Raw genomic sequence first — 24,121 nt, forward strand, 5'->3', positions numbered from 1 at the left:
GGCAATTCCTAATTTCATTGGGTAAGCTGTGTGAATACCGATTCCAGGTGCACATCGCGCTGTTGTATTTCCGGCATGCTTTGATTGAAGACTACTTGACCTTTATGCAAGATTTGCACACGATCACAAATACTTTCAACTTCCGGTAACAGATGGGTCGACAAAATAACGCTGCTGGTTTTGCCCAAATCACGAATTAATTGACGGATTTCGCGCATCTGATTCGGATCCAGCCCCACGCTGGGTTCATCCAGAATAATGACAGCCGGATTATGGATGATGGCCTGCGCAAGACCTACACGTTGCTGAAATCCTTTCGACAAGGCGCCAATTAACCGATCACCGCAATCATTCAATCCGCAGCGCTGTTTAACATTTTTCATCGCGGCGGGCACCGCTTGTTTAAGCACGCGATGCAACCTGGCCGCCAATCGTAAATATTCATCAACTGTCAAATCCGGATAGAGCGGCGGTATTTCCGGTAAAAAGCCCACATGCGCCTTAGCTGCTATCGGATCTTCCGATAAGTCGACACCGCAAATCTGTATGCTGCCGCTCCCGGGCGCCAAAATGCCGGTGAGCATGCGCATGGTCGTACTTTTTCCGGCACCATTCGGCCCAAGCAATCCTAACACTTCACCTCTGCGCAGCTCCAGATTCACATGATCGACCGCCACAAAGCGACCATATTCACGGCATAAATTTCGAGCCGACAAGGTAATTTCGGTTACTGTTTCAGTCATGCGGCATTCCGGCAATTAAATAATTTCATGATAGCAATGAACCAGGCTTATCAAAGTTGACAATACCCGGCCTGATCCAAGTATACGTCCGATCACTCGACAATTCACCGGTTTCGACTCGACTAACCCGGAACCGGGTTTGTGCGACGAACGTTAATTGTCATGATCACGATTCTTTTATGCAAATCGATCGCGGCTCATTCGATCTCATTGGAATATTATCGGCAATTTTAAACACCCGGCTGTTGCATTAACACAACACATTGATTCGGTTATCCGAATAATCAAATCGAGATATTACACACGAATTTACTTGAAGTAGTAGAATTGAAAAGGCTTTTAGAATATGATTGCAAAACATTTTTGTATAATCAATAGAACTCTATGAATCAGAGTTTTCATTAAAAGGACAACAGCATGAAGAAAATATCAGCTAAAAATACCCTAATCGGAATGATTCTCTCATCAGCAATGTTTTCTGGTGCTGTTTTGGCACAAGGAACAGAGGCTGATAGCACGGTCAAAAAAGCGGAAGCGTATGGTATCGATGATCGCGGCATCGTTGCCAGAAACACAACCGGCCTGTGCTGGCGGACGGGTTACTGGACTCCGGCCATGGCTATCCATGAATGTGATCCGGATCTGGTTAAAAAACCGGATGAAGTTGCAGCTGCTCCTGCCGCTGCTGCCGCTGCAGATGCTGCTACCACGGCTCCGGATAAAATAACTTTCTCTGCCGATGCATTATTTGATTTTGATAGCGCAAAACTCAAACCAGCCGGCGCCCAATCTTTAAACGAATTCGTCGGTGGCATCAGCGATCTCAAATATGATCTGATTATCGCAGTGGGTTACGCTGACCGCATTGGTTCGGAAGAGTACAACAGAAACCTGTCGTTGCGCCGTGCAGAAGCAGTTAAAGCTCACCTCGTTTCAAGAGGCATCAGCCCGGATCGCGTGTTTGTCGACGGTAAAGGTGAAGCAAATCCAGTCACTGGCAACAGTTGCATCGGCGACAGAAAAACCAAAGCGTTGATCGATTGCCTGGCGCCTGATCGCCGTGTTGAAATTGAGGTTGCCGGAACAAGAAGAACGATTAAGGACAGTAATTAATCAGACTGCTTCAATCACCTTCGTGTGATTGAATGGTTATTACACGAAATATCCTTTTATATTTTTACTTTAAAGCCCTGTTGAAATACAGGGCTTTTTGTTTTCGCTAGCAATGTTTGCATGAATGATCGGATAGAAATCGACACCCTCATCTCTGCCCGATGGATTATCCCGGTTGAACCGGCAGACACAATCTTCAATCGCCACGCCATCGCGGTGCATCAAGGAATGATCCGGGATATTCTGCCGCTCCCTGAAGCCAAGCAACGTTACCAGCCGCAGCAAACGATAACACTCGCCGATCATGTGCTTATCCCGGGATTAATCAATTTGCACACACACGCCGCCATGACGTTGATGCGCGGGCTTGCCGACGATTTGCCGCTGATGGAATGGTTACACCGGCACATATGGCCAACAGAAAATCAGCATGTCAATGCACAGTTTGTTCTGGACGGCACGCAGCTCGCCTGCGCTGAAATGATCAAGGGCGGCATTACCTGCTTCAACGATATGTACATTTTTCCGCAATCCAGCGCGGAAGCCGCTATTAATGCCGGTATGCGTGCGGCTATCGGCATGGTGGTCATCGATTTTCCAACCGCCTATGCCAGCGATGCCGACGACTATCTCGCAAAAGGCCTTGAGCTGCGTGATCATTATCAAAATCACCCGCTGCTGTCTTTCTGCTTTGCGCCCCATGCTCCCTATACCGTCAGTGATAAAACATTCAATCGCATCCTGACCTACGCCGAGCAATTGGATGCGCCAATTCACACGCATTTGCACGAAACCGAAGATGAGATCCGCATGAGTCTGGAATCAACCGGCATACGGCCGATTGAACGCCTGCGCCATCTCGGACTGCTCGGCCCGAATTTGATTGCCGTCCACATGACGCATCTGACCGACTATGAAATTAAGCTGATGCATCAACATGACTGTAATATCGTTCATTGCCCGTCATCGAATATGAAGCTTGCCAGCGGCTTTTCCCCGGTTGCCGCGTTATTGAATCAGGACATCAATGTCGGCCTCGGCACCGATGGCGCGGCCAGCAACAATCGCTTGGATATGTTTGAAGAAATGCGGCTAGCGGCATTGCTGGCAAAAATCACCAATCGCCGGGCCGATACCCTGCCCGCTCACCAAGTTTTGCGAATGGCCACTTTGAATGGCGCAAGATCGCTCGGACTGGAAAGCATCACCGGATCGCTGGTTAGCGGCAAAGCCGCCGATATCACAGCCGTCAATTTTTCCGATCTCAACCTCACCCCTTGTTACGATCCAGTTTCCCATTTAATCTACACCGCAGGACGCGAGCACGTGAGTCACGTTTGGGTAAATGGTAAAATGCTGCTGGACGACGGCGAATTGACGACACTCAGCCCATCGGAACTCAAATACCGCGCAACTTTCTGGCAAGAGCGTATCGCAAATTCAGAAAAACAATAAAGGAAACTATTTATGGAAAATGACGGCATCAATGCAGATCCGCTCGAACTGGAAAAATTCAGCCAACTCGCGCACCGCTGGTGGGATCCCAACAGCGAATTCAAACCGCTGCATGAAATCAATCCGTTGCGTCTCAACTACATCAATGACCTGGCTGGCGGATTGACTGGCAAAACCGTATTGGATGTCGGCTGCGGCGGCGGCATTTTATCCGAAGGCATGGCCTCGATGGGCGCGCATGTCACCGGTATCGACCTCAGCGACAAGGCGTTGAAAGTCGCAAAATTGCATCTGCTCGAAAGCGGGCATCGCGTTGATTACCGCAAGATCACCGTGGAATCGCTGGCAAAAGAACAACCGCAACATTACGATGTGGTCACTTGCATGGAGATGCTCGAACATGTGCCGGACCCGATGAGCGTGATCCGCTCCTGCGCGCAGTTGGCGAAGCCTGGCGGCTGGATTTTCTTTTCGACCATCAATCGTAATCCGAAAGCCTATTTGTTCGCTATCATCGGCGCCGAATACATTCTTAAACTGTTGCCACGCGGCACGCACGAATACGCCAAATTCATCAAACCGTCCGAACTCGCCCGCATGGCCCGCAACGCCGGTCTAACCGGTGAACAACTGATCGGCATGACGTACAACCCGATCACCAAAATCTATGCGCTGGAACACGATACCGACGTCAACTACATCATGGCGTATCGCAGCTAATCCGCGTCCGGCTCCCATTAATTTAGCAATAACCTGCTCTGATTATGATTAAAGCCGTACTCTTCGATTTCGACGGCACCCTCGCCGATACCGCACTCGATCTCGGTCATGCGTTGAACCGGCAGCGTACCGCGCGCGGTTTGCCCGAGCTATCCATCGCCGAGATCCGCCCGCTGGCTTCCGCCGGATCCCGCGGCTTGCTGGGGCTGGGTTTCAACATCAAGCCGGGCGACCATGGCTATGAATCGATGCGTGACGAATTCCTCGATTTTTATACGGAACGCCTCTGCCATGACACCTGTCTGTTTCCCGGCGTCGATGCGCTGCTCATTCAATTGGAGAAACGCAGCCTGCCATGGGGCATCGTCACCAACAAACCGGCACGGTTCGCGCATCCGCTCATTCATGAGCTTGGCCTAGCGCAACGCGTCGCCTGTATCATTTGCGGCGACGAAATAGCCAACACCAAGCCACACCCGGAACCGCTGCTGACCGCCAGCCGCAAAATCGATATCGCTCCCGCACACTGCATCTATCTGGGCGACGACATTCGCGACGTGCAAGCCAGCCTCGCCGCCGGCATGCAACCGGTCGTGGCTCGCTATGGATACCTTGGCAACGAACAACCGCCGGAAGCTTGGGGCGCGCGCCATCTGATCGACCACCCCGAAGAACTGCTGGTTTATCTCTAAGGAAGCGTACGCTATTTCTGTTAAAATAACCGGCGCATAGGACTTGAACTTTTCATTTTCATCACTATCTATGCACTACCAAAACGAATACCGGGGACGATCTGGTTTCGACGTGGGTTGCAAAGCAGAGTAGGGCATACCGAGGATCAGATTACCTCGTAAATCCATCTGAAAACTATAGTCGCAAACGACGAAAACTACGCTTTAGCCGCTTAATCGGCTAGCCTCTGCACCGGTGGGCCTCAACGCCGGGTCTGGCAACAGACAGCAGAGTCACTAACGAGGATCGCGTTTTATAGGGTCACTTTATAAAACGTTAAACGCAAGGTGACTCGCCTGTCATCAGCCCGCCGGTTGGCGGATGCCAGGTCAAATTAAATAACATGGCTAAGTATGTAGAACTGCCTGTAGAGGGCTTGCGGACGCGGGTTCGATTCCCGCCGTCTCCACCATTTTACCATCCAACAATATTCAATCGCATCTAATAAACCCGTGTAATATCGGGTTTTTCATTGAATAATTGTCCAAAATAGTCTAACCAAGTGTATTGACATCCAGGGGCAAGTGGGGGCAACATTGGGGATAACTGAATTGTCTCAACAAGGAGTTGCCCCAGATGCCTCTAACCGATACAGCAATTCGAAATATAAAGGCTGGCGTTAAATCCATTAAGTTATTTGACGAACGGGGATTATATTTAGAAGTCTCTCCCAAAGGTGGAAAATGGTGGCGCCTAAAATATCGCTTCGATAATAAGGAAAAAAGAATTTCACTGGGTGTTTATCCAGATATAAGTTTGAAGGATGCTCGAGATCGTCGAGACGAAGCTCGCAAGCTACTCGCTAACGGTGTTGATCCAAGTGAAAATCGTAAAGCGATAAAATCCACAAGAATGGATCGAGCAGCAAATAGCTTTGAAGTAGTAGGACGAGAATGGTTTGTCAAATATTCGCCTACTTGGGTATCAAATCATGGCGATCGGATTATTCGTCGTTTTGAGCGAGATATTTTTCCCTGGATTGGCGGGAGACCAATTGCAGAAATAACCGCTCCCGAGCTACTCAGCGTAATTCGTCGCATTGAAAGCCGTGGTGCGCTGGAAACTGCACATAGAGCATTGAGCAATTGCAGCCAAGTTTTTCGCTATGCAGTTGCAACTGGACGCGCCGAACGTGATCCGTCTGGAGATCTTCGTGGCGCATTACCGCCAGTCAAAGGCACACACTTTGCTGCAACCACTGAACCCAAAAGAGTAGCTGAAATTTTGCGTGCAATGGATGGTTATGAGGGCACTCTGACGGTTCGCTGCGCCTTACGCCTTGCTCCACTGGTTTTTGTCCGACCTGGTGAATTGCGTAATGCTGAATGGGCTAATATCGATTTTGAAACCGCAGAATGGCGTTACCTTGTTACTAAGACTAGTACACAACATATCGTCCCACTTTCTCGTCAAGCTGTGGAAATATTACTAGAACTCCAACCACTTACCGGCAATAGTCGTTTTGTTTTCCCAAGTGCACGCAGTCACCACCGCCCCATGAGTGATAACGCAATTCTTGCAGCTATGCGTCGCCTTGGTATTGATAAAGAAGAAATGAGTGGACATGGCTTTCGAGCAGTTGCACGAACTATTCTTGATGAGGTTTTGGGTGTACGACCTGATTTTATTGAACACCAACTAGCTCATGCGGTACGTGACCCTAATGGGCGCGCTTATAATCGCACAGCTCATTTACCGGAACGAAGAAAAATGATGCAGCAATGGGCAGATTATCTTGACAAGCTAAAAGTTGGAGCAGAAATAATTCCTATACATAAAAATGCCTAATGCGCTATACAACAGATTATTACAACCAGACCGACCGAAACTATACACGAAAGATATACCTCCAGCCAAAGCAGAATATTAGTCTAGCTTTGTATCCAAAATTAGCTGATCACCACAAATCGCATTGGTTAAATCTTCGAGAATTCCCCGGCAGAACCGGGGAATGACTGCCTTAATCCTTTCCGAAGTAATCTTTAGAACTTACATTTAAAGTTACAACAGAAAAAATCACCATATAAAATTAAATTGAATTATTAAATCTTTGCGATACTGGAGATCTCAATTGATTCGAGACAGATCCATTTGGAATTTCCTGTGTTTTTTCAATAACACTAGGTAAATTGGTATTTTGCTCTATATTTCGTGGCCTTCCTCGCTTAGGAAAAGTCAATTTGGGCATTTCACCTCTACGAAGCAATTTTGTTTTAGGGTTAGCTACGGGCTTAATAAACTGCTCGACTTTGCACATATATGTTACAACCTTGTTGCATAAGTGATTGATCGTTTCTTCGTCGTGCGCGTGAATTTCACCAATTCCTAATTGGCCTATGTCTTTATATTGCTTTTTGTTGGCGTTAACGTTCCAGTAGTGACCTTTTCCGTCCGTAATCCGATCAACCCAATATCGACCAATCTGTTCTGCCAAATAAACATCGGCATTGGCTCTACGCTCAGATGAGAAGAAAAATAATACATGGACGTGAAAACCTTTGCATAATCCATATTCAATTTTCTCCACATGGCCAAGTAGACCCTTGAACAACTTTGGTTTATGGCGCATATTGGTATGAAGATGCTTAAGATCTTGAATTAGATCTTTTAGGCTAACCTGAGTGTCGTCTTTATAAGATAAATCAATTCTGATGGCGTTGATCGGTGTTTTTGCAGCAAAAAGGCTTCTGACATACTTGCAATATTCTTTCACATTTCTTTCTGCCGCTTTTCTTGCATCAAGAACTTTCTTTCTGGTTTTGGGTTCCCGCAACCGTAACCATAAATCTTTAAAAAAATCATTTATGAATACTCGAGCTCGTTCACCGTTTTCTTCACCATATTGATCATAATAAAATCCAGGCAAACCGCAAAAATCGGATAAGAAAAACTCATCAAGTCCAAAACTACGGTCTCGACAAAGCGCTCTAAAAATTTCTGTATGTATACTGAATTCATACTCTTTTGAAAGTCGGCTCATCAGATAAGCAAAATCTGGAAAAATCCTTACAAAATCTCCCTGCCAAGAGTCGACATAATTCTGATATTCAGTATATGCTTTTCTACTTTTTATCTTGTCATTGCATTTTGCGACAATGGATTTTTTTATTACTTCCTGACAATCTCTTTGGGTAGCCAATATGTCCAATAAGCTTTCCAATGAATAAAACAGATTAACATCCTCTCCAGTAAAATCGGATACTGTGCGTGTCTCTTCATCTGTTGTAAATCTCAAGAGCCCTTTAAGCAGTATTGCTTTATCTTCATCACTTAGTTTTTTCATATTACCTCTATTTGTTTTTACTTTAATAGAGCTTAGAGATTTCAATGATATTCACAATAAAAATCAATAGAATATATTTTTAGTTTTTCTATTTTCTAAGTTTTATGAATAAATCATTGGATTTTCATTAAGTTTTGTCATTAAGTATGAGCTTAACAACCTGTAACCAATCGATTGGTAGTTCTTGTTCCAATACTATGGAGCAGTAGCTTATCTTAAGTTATAACACTCTAATTAATAACATATAAATGCATAATCCTCAGCTTAAGAAATCCCTAAGCGTTCCTGTGTTGTATGTAATCAATTTCCTTTAATACCAAGATCAAAAAAATTGATGCAATGTACGGAGTTATCCCATCAGCCTTGATAGGCTGGTGGGATTTACAGCGCTAGTTTTGTCTATTTTCGCGTGCGTTTATGCGCGATGATATCCACTGCTCAATTTCAGATAGCGACCACGCCACTCCACCTCGAATTTCTGAAGAAAGAGGAACCGGCCTTGGGAAAGACGCGTCAAAGTATTTTGATTTGCTATTTATTTTTAGATATACAGTGCTTCTACTAAGTCCCGTGCGATGCAAAACGGCGGGAAGTCGTAAAAGTATATTATTTGTATTTTTTTCAATCATAAAATCAAGAATCCTCCAAAGAGGCTAAGAGCTTAATTTATGTTCAAGGCACGAAAGCTCTTGAGCCAAGTTGATAAGTTAATTAGATCTAAAAAATTCGATATATAGGGTAATAGGGTAGTAAGCTGAAGAATTTGCTAAGTATGCAAATAAACTACCGATAAGATGTTGCAACTAATGAATGCTGCTTTTAGCTTTTTCATTATTTGCACTTGTAGATGATAGCTTGTGATTTTTTTATCACTGCTATTTTGGATCGCTGTGATTTTCTTTGTCACAACGTATCTGGTATATGTAGTTCGTTTTTGAAGGACGAACCTTAGTCAATTTCTGTATGAAGCAATTTGTAATGTATATGTTTATCTATAGATACACCCTTTAAAAACTATGACATGTTAAATTCTACAAAAGATACAATTTACTGTCAATGAATTTTGAGCGGGTTTTAGTTAACAATCAGTTCGACTAATGACATCTAAACTTAACCTTCAATTTGTAATCTGTCACTAAATTAAAACCTGATTTCTGATTCAATGATAACCTCAGAAATCAGATTTCATTATTTGTTTTTCTGGCTGAAAATAGGAAAATTCTTTAAAAAATAAAATACATTCTAATCAGTAAATAACACTCAACTCTGCACATCAATAATACCCTAATAACACTTAACGCTGTACATCCCCTTTTTTTGTATATCAGATTAAATCAGCATGATTTTTCTTTTGACTGATAACAAAAATGAGATGTCAATTAAATTGGATTCCAAGCAAATCACTGATCGAAAATTAGTCACATATTTTTAAAATTTTGGGAAATCAGAACAGAAACTTTATATAAGTTAGGGGTTAAATAAAAATTACCTTTTACACTATTCCAACATCGGATTTTGTAATCCGATGTTGCTTCAAAACATACTTTGCTCTACTGTTTTACTTCTATGTTGACGCTTCAGATAAATTGAGCTGCTCCATTTTTTTGCCTAATTTGGTTGCCAAATCGCGCTTGTTCTCCGATTTATCCCGATCATCTGCGGGAATGTCGTAAGAATAAAACTCCTCAACCACAGCAACGCCTTCTTCCTCAGAATCCTCGAATGCCCCATTCTCAAACCCCAATTTAGCCGCTTCGTCCAAAGCAACTTGATTAAAACCCGATGCTTTCCGTTCATCGGCAAGTGTTCTGGCTTTGGCGATGGACTCAGCCATAGTCATGCCTGTTCTGATCGTCAGATCAACATAATAGATCGGTGCTCGGTGCGATTGAGTGGTCGATTTTCCGCGCAGGCGAAGTTCCAGTGGTAATGTTGAAAGCAAATCGCCCGATGCCGCAGCAAAGTAACGCAATCGGGTGGATAGCGTGCGGATACTGTTAAATCCCGTAGTGCGAAACACAAAGCTGCCCAATTCATCCTCATCATCGATACGAACATTCAACCGGCCATAAGGCTTGCAATTGCCGCTCTTAGCCAGCTCGCACGATTCCGGCGCTGCACAAGGAAATGATTGAATACCCGTATTAGTTGCCCGTCGGCATGTATCACCATTGCCAACACAGACAGGTCTGCCGGTTTGCCGGTCGAACATCGTGTAATTGGCGCGTAAATTGAGATCCGGATCATTAAACAGCAGCCTTATCGGAATATTGCGCAACTTGTTACCGTGTTCTTTACGCAGGGTTTCGTTCAATGGATGATTGATCCAGCCGTCCTTGTTTTGTATTTGGCTGGTAATCGTGAATTCATCGTCTTTTTCAGGCAATCGTTTACCGTTCTTTTCTACGACTTTACCGATAGTTATCCGTCCAATCACTGGCGGTGTTAATGCAAGTCCTTTGAGCATGATGGTTCCTTTCTATAGCACAATATAGCAGTTAGTTTTAGGGGAATTCAGGTTGATTCATGAATCAGAAAGCGCCGTGAACCGGGCTTGGTAAAGCCATAGCGTTGCAGCAAATCAGGTTGATCTTTGAGCAACCGGTCAGTATCCAATTCTGTTTTGTTTTTGCTACGTTTCCAGGTGACTTCGCCGGTTTCAAACAGCGCTTTGGTTGCTTCACCCAGACGTTGCTGGATTTTCTGCTTCAATTGGGATTCGAGCTGGCTATGGCTGGCCAAGGTTTGCCTGACTGCCAGCAAGTCGGAGAATGTTTGTGACATTTCCGGATCATGGCTCAAATCGAGCGTTTTTCCGTTATCGTGCGGATACAGGGATCGCAAAGCCAACTCCGCGGATTCCGAACCATCGGCAGGCGGTGCTTGATCCAGTTCCACGAAACGCCAGAATTGCCGCTCCAACTCGATCAATTGTTCGATCATCATCTCGTCCCGCTCTATACGGTGTACTTGTAGTTCCTGGCCGCAAATCAGCACTGCCACATCAGCCGCTTGTTTACCAGTGACCGCCAGTTGATGCATGACCTGAAGCTGGACATATTCCGGCACGCCTTCTTTCCACAGTTTTACGCCGTTGATGCCGGTAGTTTTGCATTCCAGAATTTGCACATCCGGCGCACCGGTCACTTCCCTGTCTATATTGGCCAGCATCCAAGGTTCAATGGGATGCTGCAATACTGCATTGATACGTCTGACCTTGTTTCCGGTACGCTTGGTGTATTGGGCGGCAACGAATGGTTCCAATAGAATCCCCCAGTACATCGGACTGGATTCGTCGTTGGGGTCGGTTTTCGGTAAATTGCCATCGCGGCCTGTCTTTTCCAGCCACAATTCCAGTTGTGATTTGTAAGGATTGAGACCAACAGCCGCAGCCGCATCGGAACTGCCAATACCGTTCTTGCGAACGGTCAACCACTGATCCCGGTTGAGATCGCGGGTTTTGATGAGTTTTAATGCCGGTTGGATTTTTATCTTTCTTTCGGGTTTAGGAGAGTTGCTCATAATTTTCCCTGTCAGGTGGATAGTTTTCTTTCTTTAAAAATGAAAAAAACCCAGCCAATGCACTATTGACTGGGGTGGATGAGATGGATATTTGAGCTGAGTTGAATAGTTGAGTTTTATTGTTTCTTCATACCGGATGGATGAACCGATAGCGAACTTACTCCACCAGTTGCAGCGCGTAATCGAGGGCGCGTTGTTTCAGACTCGCACCTTGTCCGAACCATGCGCTATCGAGTCTGTGCCCTTGGCTTCTGGCTCTTTTTTCGTGATCGACAAACTCGGTGACTGCGCAGAGCAGTCCCCAAGCCGTGCCGTTGGCGGATGCCAGTTGCGCACCTCTGCCGTGACCGTCGTACAGCGATTGCACGGCTTTCAACGCTCGTTCATTTTTGAGACCGGAGGGTTGATTGTCGTGATCATCGGTTTGGCATAGCACCTTGAGGAAGTAATTCAGCGATTCGTGGCTTTTGACTTTGCGCTCCGATAGGGTTTTCATGCGATACATGAAGCTATCCCACTGCGATACGGCGATACCGAGTTGCTTTTTGACGGCTTGCGCATCGAAGCTGGTGCTGTGCGGCACTTTGATGGCGCTGCTAGCACCATTGAGCGCGATGGATAATGTGTTGTTGCACACCACGCGAATGGTGGTAGGTGTTGCGGTAGTGGCCAGCGTTCCATCGCAGGAAGTGGCAAGCAGAATGTAGCCATTGACGGCATCGTCGCCTTTGAGCCTGGTTTCCTTGCCAGTTCTAGCCAAAGCCCAGAATTTCTTGCCTTCCTTGAGAACCCCGGCGGTTTCAAGCTCGAAGCCGGATACTTCGGTGAGATCGCGATAAAACTCCAGAATTGCCTTGGGTTGGACGACTTGATAGCGTTCACTGACTACCGATAATGGTGCTTTGGTGTCGCTGCGGTACAGCACTTTTTGTTCGTCAAACGACCGCAATGAACCCAATGATCCGATTTGTTCGGTCATGTAGCGCACTGGCGCTTCGCAGATACTCCAATCCATTCCGGCTTTCTCGGCCCAGACTTCAATCGATTGTTTGGCGGGCAAGCGGTTGCCTAATTGGTGCCAGGGTGTTTCACCGGAATAAGCTATATTTTGAACGAGATGTGACATGGTATGTTTTTCCTTATGAGTAAGTATAAAAATGCACGTAACGAGACCATCGCTTCGAAAAAACGATAGACCGGTACTTGCGTTGATGAAAAAGGGAATAAAAGAGAAAAGTGGAAAAGCTAAAAAGCGACTAAAACCGAGATGTACCGGATGATTGCGTGTCAATCGATCCTGAAAACATACTCGCATTGCAGGCATTCGTAGTTATCCAGCACTTGGTCGTCAATTATTTCGCCGACTTGCGCGCCCGCCATACCGCCGGAAACTCCGCCGATCATGGCGCCGATCAGCGCACCGGCAAATCGGCCCATGAACGCACCGGATGGGCCGAAGAAAGCGCCAACTTCACCGCCGATTTTTGCACCTTTGAGTGCATTCGAGACACCTTGAGCACCGCCAGCGACGATACCGATGCCGCAACAGACTTTTTTGCCCATACTGCGGGCTGTGATCAAGGTTGAACTGCATTTGGGGCAATGAATAGCCATAGAAACTCCTTAAAAATATCAAGAAAGAGAGCATTGATGATGCTCGATGGATGAAAAATGCTTAAAGAGGGCTTTATTAGCGAAAAATAGGGAGAGAAATCAGAAAATCAGAGGAAAGCACGAGAATCAGTTAAACCGTGTGAATTGAAGCTGGTGATTGTGGCAAAACCACTTTAAAGCGATGTTTGCCGTGGCTTCAGAGAAAGTATATGTGACTGAAAGGTTTTAGGAAGGGAGATCCTTCTGTGTTCAGCTCTTGCTAGCGAGATAAAATTGCTTTTCTTTTATCCCAAGGCATAATGCTTCGATATTATTGTTGCATGACTAATGAAGAAGCACTTTTATTAAGAAAATAAGTGTAGATTTTTTTGAGTTGAGTAAAAATGAAGGTTATAACGCGTGATAACAGCTTTCCAAGCAAAATATTATGCATATGAGTTAACAAAGCGCTTTGCTTCCGATAGCAACGAAAAATTGGCAGGCGCACTTGTTGATGCTCAAGTTGATCTAAATCCACATCAAATTGAAGCCGCCCTTTTTGCCTTTCGCTCACCTTTATCAAAAGGAGCCTTATTGGCAGATGAAGTTGGCCTTGGTAAAACAATTGAGGCTGGGCTTGTTCTGTCGCAAAAATGGGCAGAACGAAAACGCCGAATACTAATCATTACACCTTCCAATCTAAGAAAGCAGTGGCATCAGGAATTGCAGGAAAAGTTTTTTCTGCCGTGCACAATTTTGGAAGCAAAGGTTTATAACAATGCTATTAAAGCTGGTAACTTTCAACCCTTTGAGACAAAAGAAAATATAATTATTTGCTCTTATCAATTTGCCAAAAGCAAAGCGGCTGATGTGCATAGAGTACCCTGGGACTTAGTGGTTATTGATGAAGCGCATCGGTTGCGTAATGTTTACAAAACTTCAAATGTAATTGCCAATACGCTTAAAAATGCGTTGAGGGATGCTCCTAAGATTTTACTGACGGCAACCCCTTTACAAAATTCTTTATTGGAGCTGTTTGGCCTTGTTAGTTTCGTGGATGAACAAACTTTTGGTGACTTAAAAAGTTTTCGGGAGCAATTTATCAATCTCAATGAAGAGCAAGTCTTTCATACATTGAAATCAAGGCTAAAACCTGTTTGCCACCGGACACTTCGCAGGCAGGTAAAATCTGTTTCCTATACCAACCGCCTGCCGATGGTGGAACAGTTTACGCCGGAAGAAAGCGAAGACAGGCTTTACAGCCTAGTCTCAGAGTATCTGCGCCGCGATAATTTGCAGGCCTTGCCTAATAGTCAGCGTTCCTTAATGACGCTGGTTCTAAGAAAACTTCTAGCTTCATCGACATTTGCGATTGCAGGCGCATTGGATACGCTTATCATCCGCCTTGAAAAAAAGCTGGCAAAGCAAGTTCCTCCCGTTTCGCTTGAAGAAGAGCTGGATCAAGACTACGAAGCCTTAGATGAAACCGCAGAAGAATGGGAAGATGACGAAGATGAAGAAATCTTATCCGAATCCGACCAGAAAGCACTGGCCAAAGAGATCGAAGACCTGAAATCTTTCCGTGATCTAGCGGTATCCATTACATACAATGCCAAAGGGAAAGCCCTTATTACAGCACTGGATAAGGCTTTCGCCACGCCACACCTCCCGCGCAAGGCGATTGTGTTTACTGAGTCCCGTAAAACACAGGACTATCTGATGCGCCTTCTGGCAGACAGCACATATAAAGATGGTATTGTTCTGTTCAACGGCTCCAACAATGATCCAAAATCAAAAGCGATTTATGCAGAATGGTTGGAGCGTCACGAAGGAACAGACAAGGTTACGGGGTCAAGAACCGCTGATATGCGCGCGGCACTCGTTGATTATTTCCGCAATAAAGGGCAGATTATGATCGCCACCGAAGCGGGATCGGAAGGGATAAACCTGCAATTCTGCGCTCTTGTCGTCAATTACGACCTGCCGTGGAATCCGCAAAGAATCGAACAGCGGATTGGCCGTTGCCACCGCTACGGCCAAAAGCACGATGTCGTAGTCGTCAATTTCGTAAATCTCAAGAATGAAGCGGATCAGCGCGTCTTCCAGCTTTTGTCCGAAAAGTTTCACCTGTTTGAAGGTGTGTTTGGTGCAAGTGATGAAGTTTTAGGTGCTATTGAATCAGGCGTAGATTTTGAACGCCGTATCGCGGACATATACCAAAAATGTCGCACACCAGAGGAAATCAAAGGACATTTTGATCAGTTGCAATCTGAGTTGAACGCCCAAATCAGCGACACCATGACACAAACACGCAGGCAGTTGCTTGAAAATTTTGATGCCGAGGTGATCGAAAAACTTAAAATCCATCAGGAAGAAAGCCAAGCCAATCTCAACCGCTATGAGAGAATGCTGATGGATATCACGCACTACGGTTTACAAGGCTATGCTGTGTTTATAGATGGAAAGAAAGACAGATTCCACCTCAACACCCAGCCTTTTGAAAGTGCAAATGACTCAATCCCCCTTGGCCTGTATGAACTACCCCGCCGCACAGGTGATGCGCATTTATACCGTCTTGGCCACCCCTTGGCGCAAAAGCTGCTGGAGCGCATAAAATCAGACCCGCTGGACAGCGCAGAAGTCACCTTCAATGCCTTCGGCGCACAGCCAAAAGTTTCTGCGCTTGAACCTTATATCGATAAAACAGGCAAGCTCTCGCTATCCCTGCTGACCATAGAGGCGTTGGATCAGGTGGAGGATTACCTGATTTTTACCGCACATACGGATGATGGCGATATTTTGGAGCCTGACCTTTCCAAACGGCTATCCATGCTACCTGTAAAAACCATGCAAACGAGTGTGAGTTTTGATGCAGCAACCCTTAAAAACCTAACAGAGCAAGAGCAAGCCAGAATACAGCGCGATATTTCCACCCGCAACGCCAATTTCTTTGAGGCCGAAGCCGAAAAACTGGATGGCTGGGCGGAGGATTTGAAAGTCACGCTGGAACGTGAAATCAAGGAGATGGATCGAGCAATCAAGGAAGCCAAACGCGCCGCCACCCTTGCTCTGACATTGGAAGAAAAGCTGGCGGGGCAAAAGCAGGTCAAAAATCTTGAAAGCCAGCGCAATGAAAAACGCCGCAGACTTTTTGACGCGCAAGATGAAATCGACAGCAAGCGCGGCGAATTAATTGCTGAGATTGAAGGGAAACTTCAGCAGATTGTATCTATTAAAACGGTTTTCTGTATAAGCTGGAGGCTTGTCTAATGCCAACACGCGAAGAACAAGAAGCAAGGGTTTGCACCGCACTGGAGCAGCGTTTTTTTAGGCATATTCCGCGTGTGGATCGTGCAGGGAGAGAGAACTGGACAGACTTGCAGCATAAAAAAAATAGACTTTCTCGATCTTTAGCTGCCTTTACTATAGTTGGCATGGCCTGTGTTGCAGATGACATTGGGGCGGCAGCGGTTGTCGATGCCCCTGATGATTTTGGGATTGATTCTATTTTCTACGATAGAGGGAATGGAAGGCTATTGATTGTGCAGGCTAAATTTAAGTCAGGAGGTTCCGCACCCGATCAAGGTGAAACCCTCAAAACGATTAATGGACTCCGTAAGCTTATAAATAAAGACCTAAGCGGATTTAACAGTGAATTTCAGGACAAGTTTGATGAAATTGAGGAAGCACTGGATACACCAGGTGTCACAATTCATTTGGTGATGTGTTGCTTGGGTGAGCAGCTTGGCACACATGCAACGAGTGACCTGAACACTCTTAAAGCAGAATTGAATCGTCTGAATGACAGAATGAATTGGGAGCTTTGCTCGCTTACCAAATTATGTCAGTTTCTAGATGAAGAACAGGCCATTGCGTCGGCATCTGTCACAATCGCACTCATCAATAACTCGATTGTACTTAGCCCACGAAAGGCAGTTTATGGGCAAGTTAAAGCATCAGACTTAGCGGCCTTGGTACAGGAACACGGTACGAAGATATTCCAACGCAATATACGTCACTACCTTGGTTCGGTGGCTGTAAACACCTCTATTCAGGAAACCGTACAGCGTCGTCCCGCAGACTTTTTTTATCTCAACAACGGCATTACCGCCTTAGCGACCCGCATTGTGGTTTCTGGTAACGGAAGCACATTCCAACTTGAAGGCTTCTCGATTGTAAACGGCGCCCAAACAGCAGGATCAATTGCCATATCCAATAATGTGTCGCCTGATGCCCTCGTCATGATGACCATAATAGAAATAGGGCAGAATTCTGACGATATAGGTATTCGTATTACCAAGGCACGAAATTATCAGAATGTGGTTAGGGGTATTGATTTTGCAGGACTTGATCCGCAACAGGAACGGTTGCGGCAGGAATTGGCCAGCATTGGGATAAGATACCACTACCGCCCTTCTGCCGAAGCGAAAGGCATTAAGACAGATTCTATTAAAGTGGAGGAAGCTGCACTAGCTTTGGCCTGCATGTCATTCCCTCTCTATGACTCGCATCATTTAGCGCGACTTCAGACACAAGGTCAAAAAAAGGAAAATGGGGTTGATTATATCTCTGCTGCAAAGAAAGAAATTGGTCGTATTTGGGAAGCTGAGGGTACATTTTATTCCAAGCTATTCACAGATACACTCTCCGGCATAAAGCTTTGCAGGATAGTCAATACATTCCGTTTTCTGGATCTGATTCTGGCCGCATCTGAAGCGTCCGAGCGCGGCCATTACGAGCGCAGAATGTTTTTCCGCCATGGTCGCTATTTCATCGTGGCGACTATCGCACATCACTGTCCTGAATTGATGCGTAAGGCCGAGCCAGTTTTATCGACAGACGATAAAACTGCTTTTTCGCGTATGGCTAACGAGCTTTCCGAATTAATTTTCATAGAATCCAGAAGCTTGAATGCATATAAGGGGTACCTCTCAATTTTCAGGAATATAGGAACGTGTCAGGAGCTTGCAGACGGCGTGGTGGCAAAGCTCCCGGCAAAGAACATTCTTCCCAGTCAAGCTGCAAATCTAAACAAGGCGAGCAATACCTCCTCGCCTCCAACATTATAAACAGGTAAAAGTTAAGATTATGAGCAAAAAACAAAAACTAGAATTGACATGGATTGGGAAGGAGCAAAGGCCGAGGCTGGAACCGCGAATTTTGCTGGAAGACCCTACGAAGTCATATCACGCCAAGCAGCGTGTAACGGATAATGATATTTTCGACAATCGGTTGATTTTTGGTGATAATTTGCTTGCGCTTAAGGCGTTGGAGCAGGAATTTGCGGGTAAGGTCAAGTGCGTCTTTATCGATCCGCCCTATAATACGGGCAGTGCGTTTGAGCATTATGATGATGGGCTGGAACATTCCATCTGGCTTGGCCTGATGCGTGACCGTCTGGAAATCATCCGCAACCTGATGTCCGATGATGGCTCCCTCTGGATCACGATTGATGATAACGAAGCGCATTACCTGAAGGTTATGTGCGATGAGATTTTTGGTCGGGCGAATTTTGTAACCAATGCAATCTGGCAGAAGAAATACTCACCACAAAATGACGCAAAATGGATGAGCGACAACCACGACCATATCATTGTTTACGCAAAAAATAAAAATATTTGGCGTCCGAATTTACTTCCGCGTTCAGATGATATGAACGCCAGATACAAGAATCCTGATAATGATCCAAGAGGTGTATGGAAGCCTGCTGATTTTTCAGTTAAAACATACTCTGCTGCAAACGATTTCCCGATTAAGACCCCAAGTGGGCGTGTCGTAAATCCTCCTAAGAGTAGATGTTGGGTTACTTCTGAGACTCGTTTTAAGGAATTGGTGGCAGATAATAGAATATGGTTTGGAGAAACTGGAAATAATGTTCCTTCACTGAAGAAGTTTTTAAGTGAAGTAAAAGATGGCTCTGTTTCTATGACTGTGTGGCTCTATGATGAAGTTGGACACAATCAAGATGCAAAAAAAGAAATTAAAGGATTTAATGAGACATCTGTTTTTGATACACCAAAACCCGAAAAGCTTCTTCAAAAAGTTCTGACCTTAGCCTCAAATGCAAATGACCTCGTCCTCGACTCTTTTGCAGGCTCAGGCACAACAGGAGCCGTCGCGCACAAAATGGGACGGCGATGGATCATGGTGGAACTGGGTGAACACTGCCATACCCATATTATCCCGCGCCTGCAAAAAGTGATTGATGGTGAAGATAAAGGCGGCGTGACGGAAAGCCTTGGCTGGCAAGGCGGCGGTGGGTTCCGTTATTATTCCCTTGCGCCGTCCCTCCTTGAAAAGGACAAATGGGGTAATTGGGTTATCTCCAAGGAGTATAACGCCAATCAGCTTTCGCAAGCCCTGTGCAAACTGGAAGGCTTTACTTATGCCCCGTCCGATACGCTGTATTGGATGCAAGGTCATTCCACCGAAACAGATTTTATTTATATTACTACGCAAAGCCTGACAACAGAGCAATTGCAAGCCCTGAATGATGATGTCGGGTCTGAAAGATCCCTTCTTGTCCTGTGTTCTGCGTTCAAAGGCAATGCCGACCGCTTCCCAAACTTGACCGTCAAGAAAATCCCGCGCGCCGTCCTGTCCAAGTGCGAATGGGGACATGATGATTATTCTCTGAACGTCGAGAATCTACCGATGGCAGAGCGAGAAGAAGAAAAGCCAAAATCAAAAAAATCCAAACAACCGACGTTGTTTGATGAGGGGGAAGAATAAGCCATGAATAAATTTGTAAATGCAATTTCTGGTCGTCTTTCCCTTCGTGATCCACAGCGACATTCGCTGGAAATCCTTGCGCGGGTTGCAGAAATTGTTCCGCCACGCAAAAACACCGATATTGCGGCCGCGTTAGAGGTTATCAAGTCAGAATATCCTTCCGTGACAGATTTTGAACGGGAATTTCCCTCGCTCTGTTTTGCCATAGCTACAGGTGTTGGAAAAACTCGTCTGATGGGAGCATTTATTTCCTACCTGCATCTGGCACATGGGATCAATAACTTCTTCGTTCTTGCCCCAAATCTAACCATTTACAATAAGCTGATTGGGGATTTCCAGCCCGCGTCACCTAAATATGTGTTCAAGGGAGTTTCTGAATTTTCAATCAACCCTCCTGCTATTATCACAGGAGATGATTATCAGCTATTGGCCGGTAACATGTTTGACCAGATTGCGCGCTGCAAAATCAATATCTTCAACATTTCCAAGATCAATTCGGAAGTGCGCGGAGGGAAACTGCCAAAGATCAAGCGTCTGGCAGAGTATATCGGCGAAAGCTATTTCGATTATCTAGCAGGATTGCCTGACCTTGTGTTGCTGATGGATGAATCGCACCGCTACCGCGCTTCAGCGGGCGTACGCGCAATCAATGAATTAAAACCTGTTTTGGGACTGGAGTTGACTGCTACTCCAAAAGTAGAAACGGGGCGTGGTGCCGTTGATTTTAAAAATATTATTTTTGATTACGCCCTTGGTAAAGCGCTGGATGATGGTTTCATCAAAGAACCCGCCGTTGTTACGCGTAAAGACTTCAATCCTGCGGGTATGACTTCTGATGATATTGAACTGTTAAAGTTGGAAGATGGTATTCGCCTGCATGAAAGGACAAAGGTTGAGCTGGAAACGTATGCACGTGAGACTGAGAATTGCATTGTGAAGCCTTTCCTGCTTGTCATTGCGCGGGATACGACTCATGCGGGGCAATTGCTGGATTTAATCAAGTCTGATGCCTTCTTTGATGGACGCTATAAAGATAAAGTCATTCAAGTAGATTCCAGCCAAACGGGTGAAAAAGAAGACGAAATGATCCAGCGTCTTCTGGCTGTTGAAAGCACGGAAGAACCTACGGAAATTGTCATTCACGTCAACATGCTGAAAGAAGGTTGGGATGTGACTAACCTTTATACCATCGTGCCGCTTCGCGCTGCAAATGCACGGATTTTGATTGAGCAATCTATTGGACGCGGCCTTCGTTTGCCCTATGGCAAGCGTACGGGTGTTGATGCCGTTGATCGCCTCAGCATTGTGGCACACGATAAGTTTCAGGAAATCATAGATGAAGCCAATAGACCGGATTCCGCTATCCACTTGAAACAAGTGGTGCTCAGTGATTCAGATTTGAAGCAAAAAACAACTACGGTTGTTTCACAATCAAATCTGGCGCAAATGTTGGGGGTGGTTCCCGCGCAGGCAAGCCCTAGAACTCATGTCGCACCAATCGCGCAGCCGCCAATGTTTTTTGCTACGCCAGAAGAGCAGAAAATTGCGCTGATCACGCATAAAGCCATCCAGAGAATGGCGCGGGATGCAACGCTTTTGCCAAGTGTCTCCTATCTTCAAAATGAAGATATTAGGAAGCAGGTTTTGCGCGAGGTGCAGGCGGAATATCGTCCGCAGCAGTTGGAAATAGAGGGCATTGTCGAAAAACCAGACATTGCAGCGATTGTCGCCAAAACAACCTCTTTGGTTATTCAACAAACCATAGATATTCCGCGTATTTCCGTGGTTCCAAAAGGGGAAGTGAAGTCTGGCTTCAAGCCCTTCCAGCTCAAATTGGACAGTTTGCGCTTTCAGCCCCCAGAAGAAACACTATGGGTTCAATATCTTCGCACGGGAAAAAGCATGGAATTGGGCGTGGGCGAAGGTGGCATCGAGGAAGATCGCCTTGAAAACCATGTGGTTGCTGGCCTGATAGATTATGATGATGTGTCTTACGATGATAATGCCGATTTGCTCTATGACCTTGCAGGACAAGTTGTCCAACATATGCGCTTCTACCTCCCCGAAGAGCAGATTGGAAAAGTCTTACACTTTCATCAATGTGAAATTTCCCGTTTTGTCCATGCCCAAATGTTGGAACATTATTGGGAAGAAACATCAGGCTATGACGTGGTGGTCAGCTCTGGTTTCTCGCCTTTGAAAGAAAGCGCATATAGCACTCTATCAGGGCAAGAGCCATTGAATTTCAGAGTATCTCCTACTGATAAAACGAACATGGCGAAGTATCTGTTCGGTGGGTTTTCTAATTGCCTGTATCCCGTCCAGAAGTTTGACTCAGATGCTGAACGGCAGCTAGCCATTATTCTGGATCGTGAAGCCGATAAATGGTTCAAGCCTGCGCGCGGGCAGTTCCAGATTTATTATCGCACGGGAACGGGTGAACAAGAGTATCAACCTGATTTTGTCGCCGAAACGACAGATTGTATCTATATGCTGGAACCAAAGGCGCGAAACCAGTTAGAAGCCCCCGATGTTATCGCCAAGAAAGACGCGGCGGTACGTTGGTGTCAAAATGCCTCGGATCATGCAAAAACTTATGGCGGAAAGCCTTGGGTTTATCTGCTCATACCACATGACGTGATTGCGGAGAATATAACTTTGGATGGACTAAGAGGAAATTTTAAGTATTAGAATCTATTGAAGAGAACTTGGTCTATAAAAACAGAAAGATAAATTATGAAACCATTAGCTTTAGAGTCACCAATTTCAGATTTATCGCAGATAGTGGCTAGGTGCGAGTCGACATGATTACGCTCTTGTTAGTAGAAATAAAAGCGACAAGTCTAATTTGCTTCTGCTTTGGTAAATTTAAATCCAGCGGATGGCGGAAAGGATCTAATCCCGATCAAGGATTCATTTAATGCCTAAAGATTGTCATTCAAGTTTTAATATTTTTGATCGAAACCAATACAATTAGAGCAATTTAATACAAGAGAAAGGTGAAATGTACTTTTTCTATATTGATCGAGAATTTGAGCTAATCTGATAGTAATAGATAAAGCAATGGCAAGAAGAAAAAACAGTCTGGTAGAAGATATATATAAATAGCGGTGTAAAAATGTACCACTGAGACCACTTCTATCTGCTGTCTTACTCTTGATGCGGTTTCCATCTTATCTTTCCAGATTGGATTAAGCACGGCTTTAACATCATCCACGCCAATCAGTCTTTTATGTTCTATACAGATCGCACCAGCCATCGATCATCTGCCTTTTCGGGAATTGTTAAAAAATTAGCCGGAATACGGAAACCCAATGATTGTTTAAGAAATTAAGAATGTCGACAAATTATAGAATCCAGCTTAAACCAATAAGATAAAAGTTTTTGCAACGTCAAGCTAAACATCAAAATATCCATACAATTTAAACTATCATATATAATTTAGCTAAATTATATAAAAAATTGGGCGCTTCGGAATAGAAAATGAATGAAAATTTAATTTACAATCACATAAAGAAAACCTTGGCGGAAGCACCGCGTAATCAATACACAGCAGAGTTGCATCTACAAATAATTAAATATGCCGATGGGCTTAAACACATCACAGCTAAAGAATTCTGCGAAGGAGTTGGTCTTCGCCAAAGCTTTGGTACCGAATTTAGCAAGATGCGTAATCTTACACAGCGGTTAAAGGCAGCAGGCCTAAATACTGACTTGCTTTAATGGAATACACGCATATAACGTAACGAAGTACTCTCTAAATGGCTAAAAAAACGAACTTTACTCTTCCTTTTTGGCAGGTTGCGACGAATTGCGCGGCGGAATGGATGCTAGCCAGTACAAAATTACGTACTGGCGATGCTATTTATGAAATACGTGTCCGACAAGTACAAGGGTAATCCTTGCGATATGATCGTCGTGTCAACCGGAGTCAACTTCGAAGTCATGGTGGTATTAAAGGGCGATAAAGAAATCGGTGAAAAGATCAACAAGATCATCGGTGCTTTAGTCAAAGAGAACGATCTGAAAGGCATCACTGATGTTACCGACTTTGACGATGAAGATGAACTCGGTACAGGCAAAGATATGATCGACCGTTTGTCTAATCTAATCGGTATTTTTGAAGGGATCGATTTATCTGCCAACCGCGCTGATGGCGATGAATTGTTGGGCGATGCATTACGAATGTCTGATGAGCCACTTCGCGATGGAATTCGCTAAATCTAAA

At 45.1% G+C, this 24,121-nt stretch carries 18 protein-coding genes and 1 other RNA gene; 12 read left to right on the forward strand and 7 right to left on the reverse strand.

Annotated features, from left to right (window positions below; all coding sequences use genetic code 11):
- Positions 1-14 precede the first annotated feature (14 nt).
- Positions 15-743 carry an ABC transporter ATP-binding protein gene (locus RBH92_RS09190; protein ID WP_307931788.1) on the reverse strand — a complete coding sequence of 243 codons (729 nt, stop codon included), beginning with the start codon at positions 741-743 and terminating at the stop codon, positions 15-17.
- A 417-nt stretch (positions 744-1,160) separates the two neighbouring features.
- On the opposite strand from RBH92_RS09190, the gene RBH92_RS09195 reads away from it, so the two are divergent.
- From RBH92_RS09195 to RBH92_RS09220, 6 genes are all read left to right on the forward strand, one after another.
- On the forward strand, positions 1,161-1,856 hold the full coding sequence (locus RBH92_RS09195; RefSeq protein ID WP_307931789.1) for an OmpA family protein: 696 nt from the start codon (positions 1,161-1,163) through the stop codon (positions 1,854-1,856).
- A 120-nt stretch (positions 1,857-1,976) separates the two neighbouring features.
- Entirely contained in the window at positions 1,977-3,311 is a 1,335-nt protein-coding gene (locus RBH92_RS09200; RefSeq protein ID WP_307931790.1) for a TRZ/ATZ family hydrolase, read from the forward strand.
- Between the two features lie 12 nt (positions 3,312-3,323).
- Positions 3,324-4,031 (forward strand): bifunctional 2-polyprenyl-6-hydroxyphenol methylase/3-demethylubiquinol 3-O-methyltransferase UbiG, encoded by a 708-nt coding sequence (ubiG, locus tag RBH92_RS09205; protein WP_307931791.1) that lies wholly within the window; start codon positions 3,324-3,326, stop codon positions 4,029-4,031.
- A gap of 44 nt (positions 4,032-4,075) precedes the next feature.
- Positions 4,076-4,723, forward strand: coding sequence for an HAD family hydrolase (locus RBH92_RS09210; protein WP_307931792.1), 648 nt, complete (start codon positions 4,076-4,078; stop codon positions 4,721-4,723).
- A 92-nt stretch (positions 4,724-4,815) separates the two neighbouring features.
- Positions 4,816-5,175, forward strand: a transfer-messenger RNA (tmRNA) gene (gene ssrA, locus RBH92_RS09215).
- Positions 5,176-5,339: 164 nt separating this feature from the next.
- Positions 5,340-6,551: a tyrosine-type recombinase/integrase gene (locus RBH92_RS09220; RefSeq protein ID WP_307931793.1), complete on the forward strand. Its 1,212-nt coding sequence runs from the start codon at positions 5,340-5,342 to the stop codon at positions 6,549-6,551.
- Positions 6,552-6,792: 241 nt separating this feature from the next.
- Here RBH92_RS09220 and RBH92_RS09225 read toward each other — a convergent pair whose 3' ends face one another.
- From RBH92_RS09225 to RBH92_RS09245, 6 genes are all read right to left on the reverse strand, one after another.
- On the reverse strand, positions 6,793-8,046 hold the full coding sequence (locus RBH92_RS09225) for a YagK/YfjJ domain-containing protein (RefSeq protein ID WP_307931794.1): 1,254 nt from the start codon (positions 8,044-8,046) through the stop codon (positions 6,793-6,795).
- Between the two features lie 389 nt (positions 8,047-8,435).
- Positions 8,436-8,675: a helix-turn-helix transcriptional regulator gene (locus tag RBH92_RS14985; RefSeq protein WP_374049931.1), complete on the reverse strand. Its 240-nt coding sequence runs from the start codon at positions 8,673-8,675 to the stop codon at positions 8,436-8,438.
- 935 nt (positions 8,676-9,610) lie between these two features.
- Positions 9,611-10,513, reverse strand: coding sequence for a recombination directionality factor (locus RBH92_RS09230; RefSeq protein ID WP_307931795.1), 903 nt, complete (start codon positions 10,511-10,513; stop codon positions 9,611-9,613).
- A gap of 47 nt (positions 10,514-10,560) precedes the next feature.
- Positions 10,561-11,568, reverse strand: coding sequence for a YqaJ viral recombinase family nuclease (locus RBH92_RS09235; RefSeq protein WP_307931796.1), 1,008 nt, complete (start codon positions 11,566-11,568; stop codon positions 10,561-10,563).
- A gap of 157 nt (positions 11,569-11,725) precedes the next feature.
- A complete protein-coding gene (locus RBH92_RS09240; protein WP_307931797.1) occupies positions 11,726-12,694 on the reverse strand; it encodes a DUF932 domain-containing protein in 969 nt (322 codons plus the stop codon).
- Between the two features lie 161 nt (positions 12,695-12,855).
- Positions 12,856-13,182, reverse strand: coding sequence for a hypothetical protein (locus RBH92_RS09245; protein ID WP_307931798.1), 327 nt, complete (start codon positions 13,180-13,182; stop codon positions 12,856-12,858).
- Positions 13,183-13,581: 399 nt separating this feature from the next.
- On the opposite strand from RBH92_RS09245, the gene RBH92_RS09250 reads away from it, so the two are divergent.
- The 6 genes from RBH92_RS09250 to RBH92_RS09275 all read left to right on the forward strand — a co-directional run bounded on the left by RBH92_RS09250 (position 13,582) and on the right by RBH92_RS09275 (position 24,114).
- Positions 13,582-16,431: an SNF2-related protein gene (locus RBH92_RS09250; RefSeq protein ID WP_307931799.1), complete on the forward strand. Its 2,850-nt coding sequence runs from the start codon at positions 13,582-13,584 to the stop codon at positions 16,429-16,431.
- Positions 16,431-18,230 (forward strand): AIPR family protein, encoded by a 1,800-nt coding sequence (locus tag RBH92_RS09255; protein ID WP_307931800.1) that lies wholly within the window; start codon positions 16,431-16,433, stop codon positions 18,228-18,230. Before RBH92_RS09250 ends, RBH92_RS09255 begins: the two co-directional genes overlap by 1 nt.
- 19 nt (positions 18,231-18,249) lie before the next feature.
- A complete protein-coding gene (locus RBH92_RS09260; RefSeq protein WP_307931801.1) occupies positions 18,250-19,893 on the forward strand; it encodes a site-specific DNA-methyltransferase in 1,644 nt (547 codons plus the stop codon).
- A gap of 3 nt (positions 19,894-19,896) precedes the next feature.
- Positions 19,897-22,584, forward strand: coding sequence for a DEAD/DEAH box helicase (locus RBH92_RS09265; RefSeq protein ID WP_307931802.1), 2,688 nt, complete (start codon positions 19,897-19,899; stop codon positions 22,582-22,584).
- Positions 22,585-23,376: 792 nt separating this feature from the next.
- Positions 23,377-23,616 carry an HTH-like domain-containing protein gene (locus RBH92_RS09270; protein WP_307931803.1) on the forward strand — a complete coding sequence of 80 codons (240 nt, stop codon included), beginning with the start codon at positions 23,377-23,379 and terminating at the stop codon, positions 23,614-23,616.
- Positions 23,617-23,760: 144 nt separating this feature from the next.
- Positions 23,761-24,114, forward strand: a complete 354-nt coding sequence (locus RBH92_RS09275) for a hypothetical protein (RefSeq protein WP_307931804.1) — start codon at positions 23,761-23,763, stop codon at positions 24,112-24,114.
- The last annotated feature ends 7 nt before the right edge of the window (positions 24,115-24,121 follow it).

Source organism: Nitrosomonas sp. sh817, assembly GCF_030908545.1.
Taxonomy (GTDB): Bacteria; Pseudomonadota; Gammaproteobacteria; order Burkholderiales; family Nitrosomonadaceae; genus Nitrosomonas.

What these genes read in the sequence shown, in the direction of transcription:
- RBH92_RS14985 (WP_374049931.1), bottom strand. Translation starts at nt 8,675, where the DNA reads ATGATTGAAAAAAATACAAATAATATACTTTTACGACTTCCCGCCGTT.
- RBH92_RS09270 (WP_307931803.1), top strand. Translation starts at nt 23,377, where the DNA reads ATGAATGAAAATTTAATTTACAATCACATAAAGAAAACCTTGGCGGAA.
- RBH92_RS09230 (WP_307931795.1), bottom strand. Translation starts at nt 10,513, where the DNA reads ATGCTCAAAGGACTTGCATTAACACCGCCAGTGATTGGACGGATAACT.
- RBH92_RS09200 (WP_307931790.1), top strand. Translation starts at nt 1,977, where the DNA reads ATGAATGATCGGATAGAAATCGACACCCTCATCTCTGCCCGATGGATT.
- ubiG (WP_307931791.1), top strand. Translation starts at nt 3,324, where the DNA reads ATGGAAAATGACGGCATCAATGCAGATCCGCTCGAACTGGAAAAATTC.
- RBH92_RS09225 (WP_307931794.1), bottom strand. Translation starts at nt 8,046, where the DNA reads ATGAAAAAACTAAGTGATGAAGATAAAGCAATACTGCTTAAAGGGCTC.
- RBH92_RS09190 (WP_307931788.1), bottom strand. Translation starts at nt 743, where the DNA reads ATGACTGAAACAGTAACCGAAATTACCTTGTCGGCTCGAAATTTATGC.
- RBH92_RS09265 (WP_307931802.1), top strand. Translation starts at nt 19,897, where the DNA reads ATGAATAAATTTGTAAATGCAATTTCTGGTCGTCTTTCCCTTCGTGAT.
- RBH92_RS09235 (WP_307931796.1), bottom strand. Translation starts at nt 11,568, where the DNA reads ATGAGCAACTCTCCTAAACCCGAAAGAAAGATAAAAATCCAACCGGCA.
- RBH92_RS09260 (WP_307931801.1), top strand. Translation starts at nt 18,250, where the DNA reads ATGAGCAAAAAACAAAAACTAGAATTGACATGGATTGGGAAGGAGCAA.
- RBH92_RS09255 (WP_307931800.1), top strand. Translation starts at nt 16,431, where the DNA reads ATGCCAACACGCGAAGAACAAGAAGCAAGGGTTTGCACCGCACTGGAG.
- RBH92_RS09210 (WP_307931792.1), top strand. Translation starts at nt 4,076, where the DNA reads ATGATTAAAGCCGTACTCTTCGATTTCGACGGCACCCTCGCCGATACC.
- RBH92_RS09275 (WP_307931804.1), top strand. Translation starts at nt 23,761, where the DNA reads ATGAAATACGTGTCCGACAAGTACAAGGGTAATCCTTGCGATATGATC.
- RBH92_RS09245 (WP_307931798.1), bottom strand. Translation starts at nt 13,182, where the DNA reads ATGGCTATTCATTGCCCCAAATGCAGTTCAACCTTGATCACAGCCCGC.
- RBH92_RS09220 (WP_307931793.1), top strand. Translation starts at nt 5,340, where the DNA reads ATGCCTCTAACCGATACAGCAATTCGAAATATAAAGGCTGGCGTTAAA.
- RBH92_RS09240 (WP_307931797.1), bottom strand. Translation starts at nt 12,694, where the DNA reads ATGTCACATCTCGTTCAAAATATAGCTTATTCCGGTGAAACACCCTGG.
- RBH92_RS09195 (WP_307931789.1), top strand. Translation starts at nt 1,161, where the DNA reads ATGAAGAAAATATCAGCTAAAAATACCCTAATCGGAATGATTCTCTCA.